Here is a 14,016-nt window from a genome sequence, read left to right as displayed (position 1 = left end):
TTTTATTCATTTATCCGAAATTGAGGTAACTTATGAATGCTGTTTTAAGTGTTCAGGGTGCTTCTGCGCCCGTCAAAAAGAAGTCGTTTTTTTCCAAATTCACTCGTCTGAATATGCTTCGCCTGGCTCGCGCAGTGATCCCGGCTGCTGTTCTGATGATGTTCTTCCCGCAGCTGGCGATGGCCGCCGGCAGCAGTGGTCAGGACCTGATGGCAAGCGGTAACACCACGGTTAAGGCGACCTTCGGTAAGGACTCCAGTGTTGTTAAATGGGTTGTTCTGGCTGAAGTTCTGGTCGGTGCTGTCATGTACATGATGACCAAAAACGTCAAGTTCCTAGCCGGTTTTGCCATCATCTCTGTATTTATTGCTGTGGGTATGGCCGTCGTTGGCCTCTGACAGGAAATAAAACGATGTCGGGAGACGAGAATAAACTTAAGAAATATCGTTTCCCGGAAACACTGACCAACCAGAGCCGCTGGTTTGGCCTGCCACTGGATGAACTGATCCCCGCAGCAATCTGTATTGGCTGGGGTATCACAACATCGAAATATCTGTTCGGTATTGGTGCAGCGGTTCTGGTTTATTTCGGGATTAAAAAACTGAAAAAAGGGCGGGGCAGTTCCTGGTTACGTGACCTGATTTACTGGTATATGCCAACAGCCCTGCTGCGCGGTATTTTTCATAATGTTCCCGATTCGTGTTTCCGGCAGTGGATTAAATAGAACTGATACCAGGATTGTTATATGGAACACGGTGCCCGTTTAAGTACCAGTCGTGTAATGGCCATCGCCTTTATATTTATGTCAGTGCTTATTGTTCTCAGCCTCTCTGTTAACGTCATTCAGGGGATGAATAACTACCGTCTTCAGAATGAGCAACGCACTGCCGTGACGCCAATGGCATTTAATGCCCCCTTTGCCGTGTCACAGAACAGTGCCGACGCCTCTTATTTACAGCAGATGGCGCTGTCATTTATTGCCCTCCGTCTGAATGTTTCATCAGAAACCGTCGATGCCTCACATCAGGCGCTTCTGCAATATATCCGCCCGGGCGCACAGAACCAGATGAAAGTTATTCTGGCTGAAGAAGCGAAGCGTATTAAAAACGATAACGTGAACTCAGCCTTTTTCCAGACCAGTGTTCGTGTCTGGCCTCAGTATGGCCGTGTGGAAATTCGAGGTGTGCTTAAAACCTGGATTGGTGATTCAAAACCTTTCACTGATATCAAACATTACATCCTTATTCTGAAGCGGGAAAACGGGGTGACCTGGCTGGATAATTTCGGGGAAACAGACGATGAGAAAAAATAATACGGCAATAATATTCGGCAGCCTGTTTTTTTCCTGCAGCGTGATGGCCGCAAACGGTACGCTGGCCCCCACCGTGGTGCCAATGGTGAACGGTGGTCAGGCCAGTATTGCCATCAGCAATACCAGCCCGAATCTGTTTACCGTTCCCGGTGATCGGATTATCGCCGTGAACAGTCTGGATGGTGCCCTGACCAATAATGAGCAGACCGCCTCCGGCGGTGTGGTGGTTGCCACCGTCAACAAAAAGCCCTTTACGTTCATTCTGGAAACAGAACGTGGTCTGAATCTTTCCATTCAGGCCGTTCCCCGTGAAGGCGCGGGGCGTACCATTCAGCTGGTCAGTGACCTGCGCGGAACCGGAGAAGAAGCCGGTGCGTGGGAAACGTCCACGCCTTACGAATCCCTGCTTGTGACCATCAGCCAGGCCGTCCGTGGCGGAAAATTACCCGCAGGCTGGTATCAGGTCCCAGTGACAAAGGAAACCCTGCAGGCCCCGGCGGGGCTGTCTTCAGTGGCAGATGCCGTATGGACGGGGAATCACCTGAAGATGGTCCGCTTTGCCGTGGAAAATAAAACGCTGTCTGCCCTGAATATCCGGGAAAGTGACTTCTGGCAGCCGGGAACCCGTGCCGTGATGTTCAGCCAGCCTGCCAGCCAGTTACTGGCAGGTGCGCGCATGGATGTGTATGTCATCCGTGACGGGGAGGGCAACTGATGGCCAGTATCAATACCATTGTGAAACGCAAGCAGTACCTGTGGCTGGGGATTGTGGTTGTCGGTACAGCCTCCGCGATTGGTGGGGCACTGTATCTGTCTGATGTGGACATGTCCGGTAACGGTGAAACCGTGGCTGAACAGGAGCCTGTGCCGGATATGACCGGTGTGGTGGATACGACCTTTGATGACAAGGTGCGTCAGCATGCCACCACCGAGATGCAGGTGACGGCAGCGCAGATGCAGAAGCAGTATGAGGAAATCCGTCGTGAGCTGGATGTTCTGAACAAACAGCGCGGTGATGACCAGCGTCGTATTGAAAAGTTGGGACAGGACAATGCCGCCCTGGCAGAGCAGGTAAAAGCCCTGGGTGCTAATCCCGTCACGGCGACCGGTGAGCCTGTACCGCAGATGCCTGCCTCACCGCCCGGCCCGGAAGGCGAACCACAGCCAGGAAACACCCCCGTATCCTTCCCGCCGCAGGGCAGCGTTGCTGTTCCACCGCCGACGGCGTTTTATCCCGGGAATGGTGTCACGCCACCACCACAGGTGACGTACCAGTCTGTGCCGGTGCCTAACCGGATACAGCGTAAGGTGTTTACCCGTAATGAGGGAAAACAGGGACCATCACTGCCGTACATTCCGTCAGGAAGTTTTGCGAAAGCCATGCTGATTGAAGGGGCGGATGCCAATGCCTCTGTCACCGGTAATGAATCCACGGTGCCGATGCAGCTGCGTATCACCGGCCTGGTGGAAATGCCGAACAGCAAGACGTATGACGCAACGGGATGTTTTGTGGGTCTGGAAGCCTGGGGGGATGTGTCCAGTGAGCGTGCCATTGTACGCACCCGCAATATCAGTTGCCTGAAGGACGGCAAAACTATTGATATGCCGATTAAGGGGCATGTCAGCTTCCGGGGTAAAAACGGTATCAAGGGCGAAGTGGTGATGCGTAACGGCAAAATCCTCGGCTGGGCATGGGGCGCGGGATTTGTTGACGGTATTGGTCAGGGAATGGAGCGCGCCTCCCAGCCGGCTGTCGGGCTGGGTGCCACAGCCGCTTACGGGGCTGGTGATGTCCTGAAAATGGGTATCGGTGGCGGCGCATCGAAAGCCGCACAGACGCTCAGTGACTACTACATCAAACGTGCCGAACAGTATCACCCGGTGATACCGATTGGTGCGGGCAACGAAGTGACCGTGGTGTTCCAGGACGGCTTCCAGCTGAAAACCGTGGAAGAGATGGCGCTGGAACGCACGCAGAGCAGAGCGGAAGAAGACAATCCGGAAAGTCCGCTTCCTGTTCCGCCATCGGCTGAAAGTCATCTTAACGGCTTTAATACTGACCAGATGCTGAAGCAGCTGGGCAACCTGAATCCGCAGCAGTTTATGTCCGGCAGCCAGGGAGGGGGCAACGATGGCAAATAATATGTCGTCCCGTCAGGCGTGCCATGCCGCCCGGTATGTTGTCGCCCGGGTTCTGCGAGGACTGTTCTGGTGTCTGAAGTACACCGTCATTCTGCCACTGGCCACAATGGCCCTGATGGCTCTGTTTGTTTTATGGAAGGACAACACCACGCCGGGGAAATTACTGGTTAAGGAGATTAACTTCGTAAGACAAACAGCACCTGCCGGACAGTTCCCGGTCAGTGAATGCTGGTTTTCTTCCTCTGATTCTTCAGGCAGATCAGAAATACAGGGTATCTGCCATTACCGCGCGGCTGATGCTGCAGATTATGTCAGGGAGACTGACCGGTCACTGATGCAACTGGTCACCGCATTATGGGCAACACTGGCACTGATGTATGTCTCGCTGGCAGCGATCACCGGGAAATATCCGGTGCGACCCGGAAAAATGAAATGTATCCGGGTGGTAACCGCAGATGAACATCTGAAGGAAGTTTATACGGAAGACGCTTCCCTGCCGGGAAAAATCAGGAAATGCCCTGTTTATCTTCCTGATGACAGAACAAACAGAAACAACGGAGATAAAAATGAACATGCGTAATATTAATGTTATTACAGCCCTCTCTGTGCCGGGTAAAACCGTGTCAGATGATTTTATGCATGCTGTTCTCAGTAACTGCGCCACAAGAATCGTACTTCCTGCACCGGAGAAATTCGGTTCTGAGTCATTGCCGGACAATTTTAATATGACTGCTGTCGGTGTGATGAAGAATTCAGAAATATAAGGAACCCTTCGATGAATAAGCTGGTTTCTGATGGCAGCGTCAAAAAAATAAATTATCCGGTGCTGTATGAGTCCGGAATAACACCTCCGTTATGTGAAGTCAGTGCACCAGAACCTGATGCGGGTGGGAAACGCATTGTGGCATATGTTTATAAATCATCACGGAGTACGGTTTTTGAAAATCCTGACATTGTAAAAACCTGTACGGTCAGGGATTTGAAGAAGGATTTTGTGAACTGCGATGAGAAAGGTGAGGGACAATGAAACAGATTTCTTTCTTTATTCCTCTGCTGGGGACCTTATTACTTTCCGGCTGTGCCGGAACCAGTACGGAATTTGAGTGTAACGCCACCACATCCGATACCTGTATGACGATGGAGCAGGCCAATGAGAAGGCCAAAAAACTGGAGCGGTCCTCAGAAGCAAAGCCGGTTGCGGCATCACTGCCGCGCCTGGCTGAAGGGAACTTCCGGACAATGCCGGTGCAGACCGTCACCGCGACCACTCCGTCCGGCAGCAGACCTGCGGTGACAGCACATCCGGAGCAGAAACTGCTGGCACCTCGCCCGCTGTTTACCGCTGCCCGGGAAGTGAAAACGGTTGTTCCGGTCAGTTCAGTTACGCCGGTAACACCTCCTCGTCCGCTAAGAACGGGTGAGCAGACGGCAGCATTATGGATAGCGCCTTATATTGATAACCAGGATGTTTATCATCAGCCATCCAGCGTGTTTTTTGTTATTAAACCGTCTGCGTGGGGAAAACCACGTATTAATTAACTGGCCCTGAAGTTGTATATCAGCCGGCAATGCCGGCGGGCTTTCTGTATTCAAAATCTGCCTGTAAAACGAGTGCCCTGTGCGTGAAAAGGGATGGGCGGTAGCGTGTCAGAATATGTCGGGAGGAATATTCCGTGAGTGATGAAGCCGATGAAGCATATTCAGTGACAGAACAACTGACCATGACAGGAATAAACCGGATACGCCAGAAAATAAATGCTCATGGTATTCCTGTTTATCTCTGTGAAGCATGCGGAAATCCTATTCCGGAAGCCCGGCGGAAAATATTTCCCGGTGTGACGTTGTGCGTTGAATGTCAGGCGTATCAGGAAAGACAGAGAAAACATTATGCATAAGTCAGTCGCAGAACATAGTGATTTAATTCCGGATGAACATGAGTGGATATTCAGAAAACAGAAATCTTTGTATATGCGCCGGGAAATGGCGCGTTAATTACAGGTATTCCCTTCATGGCTACCGCATTTCTCGCTTTATTTTTCAACTAAGGAATTCATGTGAATAACCCACTTGAGGCCGTCACTCAGGCGGTTAACTCCCTCGTCACAGCACTGAAACTGCCTGACGAATCCGCAAAGGCCAATGAAGTTCTGGGCGAAATGAGCTTCCCGCAGTTCAGCCGTCTGCTGCCGTACCGTGATTACAACCAGGAATCCGGTCTGTTCATGAATGACACCACGATGGGCTTTATGCTGGAAGCCATTCCCATCAATGGGGCGAATGAGTCCATTGTGGAGGCCCTCGATCACATGCTGCGCACCAAACTGCCGCGCGGTATTCCGTTGTGTATCCATCTGATGTCCAGTCAGCTGGTTGGTGACAGGATTGAATACGGGCTGCGTGAGTTCTCCTGGTCAGGTGAACAGGCTGAACGGTTTAACGCCATTACCCGGGCCTATTATATGAAAGCGGCAGCGACACAGTTTCCGCTGCCGGAGGGGATGAATCTGCCCCTGACCCTGCGCCATTACCGGGTGTTTATCTCGTACTGTTCTCCTTCGAAGAAAAAAAGCCGGGCCGACATTCTGGAAATGGAAAACCTGGTGAAAATCATCCGGGCGTCGTTACAGGGGGCCAGTATCACCACACAGACGGTGGATGCACAGGCCTTTATCGATATTGTCGGGGAGATGATTAACCATAACCCGGACTCCCTGTACCCGAAAAGACGCCAGCTGGACCCGTATTCTGATCTGAATTATCAGTGTGTGGAGGACAGTTTTGACCTGAAAGTCCGGGCTGATTACCTGACGCTGGGCCTGCGTGAGAGCGGCAGGAACAGTACGGCCCGCATCCTGAATTTCCATCTGGCCCGTAACCCGGAAATCGCTTTTTTGTGGAACATGGCCGACAACTACAGCAACCTGCTGAACCCGGAGTTGTCCATCTCCTGCCCGTTCATCCTGACGCTGACTCTGGTGGTGGAAGACCAGGTGAAAACCCACAGCGAAGCCAACCTGAAGTACATGGACCTGGAGAAAAAGTCGAAGACCTCCTATGCCAAATGGTTTCCGTCCGTGGAGAAAGAAGCGAAGGAGTGGGGGGAACTGCGTCAGCGGCTGGGCTCCGGTCAGTCCTCTGTCGTGTCCTACTTCCTCAACATCACAGCCTTCTGCAAGGACAATAATGAAACGGCACTGGAAGTGGAGCAGGACATCCTGAACAGCTTCCGTAAAAACGGTTTTGAGCTGATTTCACCGCGCTTTAACCACATGCGCAATTTCCTGACCTGTCTGCCCTTTATGGCCGGGAAAGGGTTGTTTAAACAGCTGAAAGAGGCCGGAGTGGTACAGCGCGCAGAGAGCTTTAATGTGGCCAACCTGATGCCGTTAGTGGCGGATAACCCCCTGACACCGGCAGGTCTGCTGGCACCCACCTACCGTAACCAGCTGGCGTTTATCGATATTTTCTTCCGGGGGATGAATAACACCAACTATAACATGGCGGTCTGTGGCACCTCCGGGGCCGGTAAAACCGGGCTGATACAGCCACTTATCCGCAGCGTGCTGGACTCCGGAGGCTTTGCCGTGGTGTTCGACATGGGGGATGGATACAAGTCCCTGTGTGAGAACATGGGCGGGGTGTATCTGGACGGTGAAACCCTGCGCTTTAACCCGTTTGCGAACATCACCGATATTGACCAGTCAGCGGAGCGTGTCCGTGACCAGCTGTCGGTGATGGCCAGCCCCAACGGTAACCTGGATGAAGTGCATGAAGGTCTGCTGCTGCAGGCAGTCAGGGCATCATGGCTGGCCAAAGAGAACAGGGCACGTATTGATGACGTGGTGGATTTCCTGAAAAACGCCAGTGACAGCGAGCAGTATGCCGAGTCACCGACCATCCGCAGCCGTCTGGACGAAATGATTGTGCTGCTTGACCAGTACACTGCTAACGGCACTTATGGCCAGTATTTCAACTCCGATGAGCCGTCCCTGCGGGATGATGCGAAAATGGTGGTGCTGGAGCTGGGCGGACTGGAAGACCGTCCGTCCCTGCTGGTTGCGGTGATGTTCAGCCTTATCATTTACATTGAGAACCGGATGTACCGCACGCCGCGTAACCTCAAGAAACTGAACGTCATTGATGAAGGCTGGCGTCTGCTGGACTTCAAAAATCACAAGGTCGGTGAATTTATTGAGAAAGGCTACCGTACCGCCCGCCGTCATACCGGTGCCTATATCACCATCACCCAGAACATCGTCGACTTTGACTCTGACAAGGCCTCCAGTGCGGCCCGTGCAGCATGGGGTAACTCCTCCTACAAAATTATCCTCAAACAGAGTGCGAAGGAGTTCGCGAAATACAACCAGCTGTATCCGGACCAGTTCCTGCCACTGCAGCGTGACATGATTGGTAAGTTCGGTGCGGCCAAAGATCAGTGGTTCAGTTCCTTCCTGCTGCAGGTGGAAAACCATTCCTCCTGGCACCGCCTGTTTGTGGACCCGTTAAGCCGCGCCATGTACAGCTCTGACGGCCCGGATTTTGAGTTTGTGCAGCAGAAACGTAAAGAGGGGCTGAGTATTCATGAGGCAGTGTGGCAGCTGGCGTGGAAGAAGTCAGGGCCGGAGATGGCTTCGCTGGAAGCCTGGCTGGAAGAACATGAGAAATACAGGAGTGTTGCATGACCACAACGCAAAAAACGACTGACGTTACAGCCCCCCGACGCAGCCACTGGTGGTGGACGGTGCCGGGATGCCTGGCAATGGTGTTACTGAACGCAGCCATCAGTTACGGCATTGTCAGACTGAACGCACCGGTGACTGCCGCCTTCAACATGAAACAGACCGTGGATGCGTTTTTTGACAGCGCCAGTCAGAAACAACTGTCAGAAGCACAGTCAAAAGCCCTTTCAGCGCGTTTTAACACGGCACTGGAAGCCAGCCTGCAGGCATGGCAGCAGAAACACCACGCGGTCATTCTGGTGTCGCCTGCCGTGGTACAGGGGGCTCCGGATATCACCCGGGAAATCCAGCAGGATATCGCCCGGCGAATGAGGGCGGAGCCATGAGATGCCGGGGGCTGATTGCCCTGCTGATATGGGGGCAGAGTGTGGCCGCCGCCGATCTTGGTACCTGGGGCGATCTGTGGCCGGTAAAGGAGCCGGACATGCTGACGGTGATCATGCAGCGCCTGACGGCACTGGAGCAGTCCGGTGAGATGGGCCGGAAAATGGATGCCTTTAAGGAGCGGGTGATCCGCAACAGTCTGCGGCCCCCTGCCGTGCCCGGTATCGGACGCACGGAGAAATACGGCAGCCGGTTGTTTGACCCGTCCGTCAGACTGGCTGCGGATATCCGGGATAACGAAGGGCGGGTGTTTGCCCGTCAGGGTGAAGTGATGAATCCGCTGCAGTATGTTCCTTTTAACCAGACGCTGTATTTCATCAATGGCGATGATCCGGCGCAGGTGGCCTGGATGAAACGCCAGACGCCGCCCACACTGGAGAGCAAAATTATCCTCGTGCAGGGCAGTATCCCGGAGATGCAGAAGTCTCTGGACAGCCGTGTTTACTTTGACCAGAACGGTGTGCTCTGCCAGCGCCTCGGCATTGATCAGGTCCCGGCACGGGTGAGCGCCGTTCCCGGCGATCGCTTCCTGAAGGTGGAATTTATTCCGGCAGAGGAGGGCAGAAAATGAAGCGAAGCCTGTGGCTGCTGATGTTATTCCTTCTCGCCGGTCATGTCCCTGCAGCGTCTGCGGATTCTGCCTGTGAGGGGCGTTTTGTAAACCCGATCACGGATATCTGCTGGAGCTGTATTTTCCCGCTCTCGCTGGGCAGTATCAAAGTCAGTCAGGGTAAGGTCCCCGACACGGCGAACCCGTCGATGCCCATTCAGATTTGTCCGGCACCGCCGCCGCTGTTCAGGCGTATCGGGCTGGCCATTGGTTACTGGGAGCCGATGGCGCTGACGGACGTCACCCGATCACCGGGATGCATGGTTAACCTGGGCTTCAGCCTGCCGGCTTTTGGTAAAACGGCACAGGGAACGGCGAAAAAGGATGAGAAGCAGGTGAACGGGGCGTTCTATCACGTTCACTGGTACAAATACCCGCTGACGTACTGGCTTAACATCATCACATCGCTGGGCTGTCTGGAAGGTGGTGACCTGGATATCGCTTATCTTTCTGAAATCGACCCCACCTGGACGGACAGCAGCCTGACCACCATTCTCAATCCGGAAGCTGTCATCTTTGCCAATCCGATAGCACAGGGGGCCTGTGCAGCAGATGCCATTGCCAGCGCCTTTAATATGCCTCTCGATGTTCTGTTCTGGTGTGCCGGTTCGCAGGGCAGTATGTACCCGTTCAATGGCTGGGTGAGTAATGAGTCCAGTCCGTTGCAGTCCTCCCTGCTGGTCAGTGAACGCATGGCGTTCAAGCTGCACCGTCAGGGCATGATTATGGAAACCATCGGGAAAAATAACGCCGTCTGTAATGAATATCCGTCCCCAATCCTGCCCAAAGAACGCTGGCGTTACCAGATGGTGAATATGTACCCGGACAGCGGACAGTGCCACCCGTTCGGGCGCAGTGTGACCCGCTGGGAAACCGGGAAAAATCCGCCCAATACAAAGAAAAACTTCGGCTACCTGATGTGGCGTAAACGTAACTGTGTCTTCCTGTGAGGTGAATGATGAAGCTGAGTATGAAATCTCTGGCAGCACTGCTGATGATGCTGAACGGGGCGGTTATGGCGTCAGAAAACGTGAACACTCCTGAAAACCGCCAGTTCCTGAAGCAGCAGGAAAATTTAAGCAGACAACTGCGTGAAAAACCTGACCATCAGCTGAAAGCCTGGGCGGAGAAGCAGGTGCTGGAAAACCCCCTTCAGCGTTCAGATAACCATTTCCTGGATGAGCTGGTTCGTAAACAGCAGGCTTCGCAGGACGGGAAACCCCGGCAGGGTGCTCTGTATTTTGTGTCGTTTTCCATTCCCGAAGAGGGGCTGAAACGAATGCTGGGCGAAACCCGGCACTACGGTATACCCGCCACACTGCGGGGCATGGTGAACAATGACCTGAAGACCACCGCTGAAGCCGTGCTGTCCCTGGTGAAAGACGGCGCGACTGATGGTGTTCAGATCGACCCGACGCTGTTTTCACAGTACGGCATTCGCAGTGTACCGGCACTGGTGGTGTTCTGCAGTCAGGGATACGACATCATCCGGGGAAACCTGCGGGTCGGCCAGGCGCTGGAGAAAGTGGCCGCCACGGGTGACTGCCGGCAGGTGGCTCATGATTTACTGGCAGGGAAAGGAGTTTCCGGGAAATGAAACGTATTTTACCTCTGATACTGGCTCTGGTTGCCGGCATGGCACAGGCTGACAGCAACAGTGATTACCGGGCCGGTTCTGATTTTGCTCACCAGATCAAAGGGCAGGGAAGCAGCAGTATTCAGGGCTTTAAGCCACAGGAGAGTATCCCCGGCTATAACGCGAATCCGGACGAGACAAAATACTACGGTGGCGTGACTGCCGGCGGGGATGGCGGCCTGAAAAATGACGGCACCACGGAATGGGCGACCGGTGAAACCGGAAAAACCATCACAGAGTCATTCATGAACAAGCCGAAAGACATTCTTTCACCGGATGCACCGTTTATCCAGACCGGCAGGGATGTGGTGAACCGGGCTGACAGCATTGTGGGAAACACCGGGCAGCAGTGCAGTGCGCAGGAGATTAGCCGGAGTGAATACACGAATTACACCTGTGAGCGGGATTTACAGGTGGAGCAGTACTGCACACGAACTGCCCGTATGGAGCTGCAGGGGAGTACCACATGGGAAACCCGGACGCTGGAGTATGAAATGAGTCAGCTACCTGCACGTGAAGTGAATGGTCAGTATGTTGTCTCCATTACCTCTCCCGTTACCGGTGAAATTGTCAATGCGCATTACAGCTGGAGTCGTACTTACCTGCAGAAGAGTGTACCTATGACAATTACAGTACTGGGAACCCCACTGAGCTGGAATGCCAAATACTCAGCAGATGCCTCATTTACACCAGTACAGAAAACACTGACTGCCGGTGTTGCTTTTACGTCATCTCACCCCGTCCGGGTCGGGAATACAAAATTCAAACGTCATACGGCAATGAAGCTGCGTCTGGTTGTCAGGGTAAAAAAAGCCTCGTACACCCCGTATGTTGTCTGGTCTGAAAGCTGCCCGTTCAGCAAGGAGCTGGGGAAACTGACAAAAACAGAATGTACGGAGGCTGGCGGGAACAGGACGCTGGTGAAAGACGGTCAGTCATACAGCATGTACCAGAGCTGCTGGGCATACCGGGACACGTATGTCACACAGTCAGCAGACAAGGGAACCTGTCAGACCTACGCCGACAATCCTGCCTGTACCCTGGTGTCACACCAGTGCACCTTTTACTCCGAAGAAGGTGCCTGTCTGCATGAATATGCCACGTACTCCTGTGAGTCAAAAACATCCGGGAAAGTGATGGTCTGTGGGGGAGACGTCTTCTGTCTCGATGGCGAATGCGATAAGGCTCAGAGCGGGAAGAGTAATGATTTTGCCGAAGCCGTTTCTCAGCTGGCGGCACTGGCCGCAGCAGGTAAGGATGTTGCGGCGCTGAACGGGGTGGATGTCCGTGCTTTCACCGGTCAGGCGAAATTTTGTAAGAAGGCTGCAGCCGGATACAGCAACTGCTGTAAGGACAGCGGCTGGGGACAGGATATCGGGCTGGCCAAATGCAGCAGTGATGAAAAAGCCCTGGCTAAAGCAAAATCAAACAAACTGACCGTCAGTGTCGGAGAGTTCTGTTCGAAGAAAGTGCTGGGTGTCTGCCTGGAGAAAAAACGCAGTTACTGTCAGTTTGATTCGAAGCTGGCGCAGATAGTCCAGCAGCAGGGGCGCAACGGACAGCTGCGTATCAGTTTTGGCAGTGCGAAGCATCCTGACTGTCGGGGGATTACGGTTGATGAGCTGCAGAAAATTCAGTTCGACAGACTGGATTTCACTAACTTCTACGAAGACCTGATGAATAACCAGAAAATCCCGGACAGTGGTGTTCTGACGCAGAAAGTGAAAGAGCAGATTGCTGACCAGCTGAAACAGGCAGGACAGTAAGGTAGGGAAAATAACCGGGGAAAATGATGAAAGTCATATTCACGTCGAACCGTTTTATTGATTTTCTTATCCGGCTTTTGATTACAGCGATTGTCATTTCCCCGGTAATTATCTGGTCGTGGGATACGGTAAAAGAAACCACTGCAGGTGAGATACTTGCTGCTGCTTTCGTTATTTTTTACTCCGGTGTGCTCCTGTTTATTCTGTATTTTTGTTTTTCTGCCCTGACTGACCTGCAGAAACCTGATGAAAGAAAAAGTGATGAAAGGAATGAAGATGAATAAAGCATTACTGCCACTGTTACTCTGCTGCTTTATTTTTCCGGCGTCAGGAAAAGATGCAGGCTGGCAGTGGTATAACGAGAAAATAAATCCGAAGGAAAAAGAAAATAAACCAGTACCTGCAGCCTCCCGTCAGGAGCCGGACATTATGCAGAAACTGGCCGCACTGCAGACGGCAACAAAGCGGGCGCTGTATGAAGCTATTCTGTATCCCGGCGTGGATAATTTTGTGAAATATTTCCGGCTGCAGAATTACTGGACTCAGCAGGCCGGGCTTTTCACCATGAGCGCCAAAAAAGCCATGCTGGCGCATCCCGAACTGGACTATAACCTGCAGTACAGCCATTACAACGGCACGGTCCGGAACCAGCTGGCGGCAGACCAGGTGCAGCAGCGACAGGCCATTGCGAAACTGGCTGAACACTACGGCATCATGTTCTTTTACCGGGGGCAGGACCCCATCGACGGGCAGCTGGCGCAGGTCATTAATGGCTTCAGGGATACCTATGGTCTGAGTGTTATTCCCGTTTCCGTGGATGGCGTGATTAATCCGCTGTTGCCGGATTCCAGGACTGACCAGGGGCAGGCGCAGCGCCTCGGCGTGAAATATTTCCCGGCCATGATGCTGGTTGACCCGAAACAGGGCAGTGTTCGCCCGTTATCATACGGTTTTATTTCGCAGGACTACCTGGCAAAACAATTCCTGAACGTTTCTGAAGATTTTAAACCCAATTTTTAATCGCGGATTTGATTTATGAGTGAAGATTGTTTGAAAATGTTTACAGGTGTTGTTCTGTTAATATTTGTCATTATTGCCGGTTATTTCTTTTCTGAGCGTAATGACAGGAAAATGTTTCTCCTGAGCTCACTGGTTTTCCTTGTTATTAATATCGCGTGTTTATATGTACTGACTGCCAGTCTCTGGTTTCTGTGTGGTGCAATTATGAATCAGGGCGCAGCAATGGTTGTTCCAATGGTTATTTGCTCATTACCGAACGTTACGAGCTTCGACGGGTTCAGAAGAATATTTATCTGTATTATGTTGTCATCAGTATGGTCCGGAGTGATGTGGTTTTTTATAAGGGGGCTTATGACAGGCTAAGTCATATAAAACGGTAATAAAAACCATACAAAATAATGAGGTTG

At 52.6% G+C, this 14,016-nt stretch carries 19 protein-coding genes; all 19 read left to right on the top strand.

Annotated elements, in window-relative coordinates:
- The first annotated feature begins 32 nt into the window (after nucleotides 1-32).
- The 19 genes from traA (at nucleotide 33) to trbA (ending at nucleotide 13,972) form a co-directional block, all read left to right on the top strand.
- Nucleotides 33-398, top strand: coding sequence for a type IV conjugative transfer system pilin TraA (traA, locus tag EAS44_RS00485; protein WP_000994779.1), 366 nt, complete (start codon nucleotides 33-35; stop codon nucleotides 396-398).
- 14 nt (nucleotides 399-412) lie between these two features.
- Complete coding sequence (gene traL, locus EAS44_RS00480; protein WP_000012106.1) at nucleotides 413-724, top strand: type IV conjugative transfer system protein TraL; 312 nt, start codon at nucleotides 413-415, stop codon at nucleotides 722-724.
- A 21-nt stretch (nucleotides 725-745) separates the two neighbouring features.
- Entirely contained in the window at nucleotides 746-1,312 is a 567-nt protein-coding gene (gene traE, locus EAS44_RS00475; protein ID WP_000399785.1) for a type IV conjugative transfer system protein TraE, read from the top strand.
- Nucleotides 1,299-2,027 (top strand): type-F conjugative transfer system secretin TraK, encoded by a 729-nt coding sequence (traK, locus tag EAS44_RS00470; RefSeq protein ID WP_001230787.1) that lies wholly within the window; start codon nucleotides 1,299-1,301, stop codon nucleotides 2,025-2,027. Before traE ends, traK begins: the two co-directional genes overlap by 14 nt.
- On the top strand, nucleotides 2,027-3,454 hold the full coding sequence (traB, locus tag EAS44_RS00465) for an F-type conjugal transfer pilus assembly protein TraB (RefSeq protein WP_025857813.1): 1,428 nt from the start codon (nucleotides 2,027-2,029) through the stop codon (nucleotides 3,452-3,454). Before traK ends, traB begins: the two co-directional genes overlap by 1 nt.
- A complete protein-coding gene (traP, locus tag EAS44_RS00460; protein WP_000002792.1) occupies nucleotides 3,444-4,034 on the top strand; it encodes a conjugal transfer pilus-stabilizing protein TraP in 591 nt (196 codons plus the stop codon). The genes traB and traP overlap by 11 nt, the downstream gene beginning before the upstream one ends.
- Nucleotides 4,021-4,218: a conjugal transfer protein TrbD gene (locus tag EAS44_RS00455; protein ID WP_001324648.1), complete on the top strand. Its 198-nt coding sequence runs from the start codon at nucleotides 4,021-4,023 to the stop codon at nucleotides 4,216-4,218. Before traP ends, EAS44_RS00455 begins: the two co-directional genes overlap by 14 nt.
- An 11-nt stretch (nucleotides 4,219-4,229) precedes the next feature.
- Nucleotides 4,230-4,481 carry a conjugal transfer protein TrbG gene (gene trbG / locus EAS44_RS00450; protein WP_001038342.1) on the top strand — a complete coding sequence of 84 codons (252 nt, stop codon included), beginning with the start codon at nucleotides 4,230-4,232 and terminating at the stop codon, nucleotides 4,479-4,481.
- On the top strand, nucleotides 4,478-4,993 hold the full coding sequence (traV, locus tag EAS44_RS00445) for a type IV conjugative transfer system lipoprotein TraV (protein WP_000809841.1): 516 nt from the start codon (nucleotides 4,478-4,480) through the stop codon (nucleotides 4,991-4,993). Before trbG ends, traV begins: the two co-directional genes overlap by 4 nt.
- A gap of 134 nt (nucleotides 4,994-5,127) precedes the next feature.
- Entirely contained in the window at nucleotides 5,128-5,349 is a 222-nt protein-coding gene (traR, locus tag EAS44_RS00440; protein WP_001278689.1) for a conjugal transfer protein TraR, read from the top strand.
- Nucleotides 5,350-5,508: 159 nt separating this feature from the next.
- Nucleotides 5,509-8,136 carry a type IV secretion system protein TraC gene (gene traC / locus EAS44_RS00435; RefSeq protein WP_001064252.1) on the top strand — a complete coding sequence of 876 codons (2,628 nt, stop codon included), beginning with the start codon at nucleotides 5,509-5,511 and terminating at the stop codon, nucleotides 8,134-8,136.
- Nucleotides 8,133-8,519, top strand: coding sequence for a type-F conjugative transfer system protein TrbI (gene trbI / locus EAS44_RS00430; RefSeq protein ID WP_000214082.1), 387 nt, complete (start codon nucleotides 8,133-8,135; stop codon nucleotides 8,517-8,519). Before traC ends, trbI begins: the two co-directional genes overlap by 4 nt.
- Complete coding sequence (gene traW / locus EAS44_RS00425; RefSeq protein ID WP_001203720.1) at nucleotides 8,516-9,148, top strand: type-F conjugative transfer system protein TraW; 633 nt, start codon at nucleotides 8,516-8,518, stop codon at nucleotides 9,146-9,148. Before trbI ends, traW begins: the two co-directional genes overlap by 4 nt.
- Nucleotides 9,145-10,137, top strand: a complete 993-nt coding sequence (gene traU / locus EAS44_RS00420) for a conjugal transfer pilus assembly protein TraU (RefSeq protein WP_000830839.1) — start codon at nucleotides 9,145-9,147, stop codon at nucleotides 10,135-10,137. The genes traW and traU overlap by 4 nt, the downstream gene beginning before the upstream one ends.
- A gap of 8 nt (nucleotides 10,138-10,145) precedes the next feature.
- On the top strand, nucleotides 10,146-10,784 hold the full coding sequence (gene trbC, locus EAS44_RS00415; RefSeq protein WP_000777693.1) for a type-F conjugative transfer system pilin assembly protein TrbC: 639 nt from the start codon (nucleotides 10,146-10,148) through the stop codon (nucleotides 10,782-10,784).
- Nucleotides 10,781-12,589 carry a type-F conjugative transfer system mating-pair stabilization protein TraN gene (gene traN, locus EAS44_RS00410; protein ID WP_000821846.1) on the top strand — a complete coding sequence of 603 codons (1,809 nt, stop codon included), beginning with the start codon at nucleotides 10,781-10,783 and terminating at the stop codon, nucleotides 12,587-12,589. Before trbC ends, traN begins: the two co-directional genes overlap by 4 nt.
- 26 nt (nucleotides 12,590-12,615) lie before the next feature.
- On the top strand, nucleotides 12,616-12,873 hold the full coding sequence (locus EAS44_RS00405) for a conjugal transfer protein TrbE (protein ID WP_000864325.1): 258 nt from the start codon (nucleotides 12,616-12,618) through the stop codon (nucleotides 12,871-12,873).
- Nucleotides 12,866-13,609, top strand: a complete 744-nt coding sequence (traF, locus tag EAS44_RS00400; RefSeq protein ID WP_001030389.1) for a type-F conjugative transfer system pilin assembly protein TraF — start codon at nucleotides 12,866-12,868, stop codon at nucleotides 13,607-13,609. Before EAS44_RS00405 ends, traF begins: the two co-directional genes overlap by 8 nt.
- Before the next feature lie 15 nt (nucleotides 13,610-13,624).
- Nucleotides 13,625-13,972, top strand: coding sequence for a conjugal transfer protein TrbA (gene trbA / locus EAS44_RS00395; protein ID WP_001287676.1), 348 nt, complete (start codon nucleotides 13,625-13,627; stop codon nucleotides 13,970-13,972).
- Nucleotides 13,973-14,016: the final 44 nt, after the last annotated feature.

It is taken from the genome of Escherichia coli DSM 30083 = JCM 1649 = ATCC 11775, assembly GCF_003697165.2.
Taxonomy (GTDB): Bacteria; Pseudomonadota; Gammaproteobacteria; order Enterobacterales; family Enterobacteriaceae; genus Escherichia; species Escherichia coli.
Note: the sequence above shows the minus strand (reverse complement) of the source record. Positions and strands in the feature narration are given on the sequence as shown.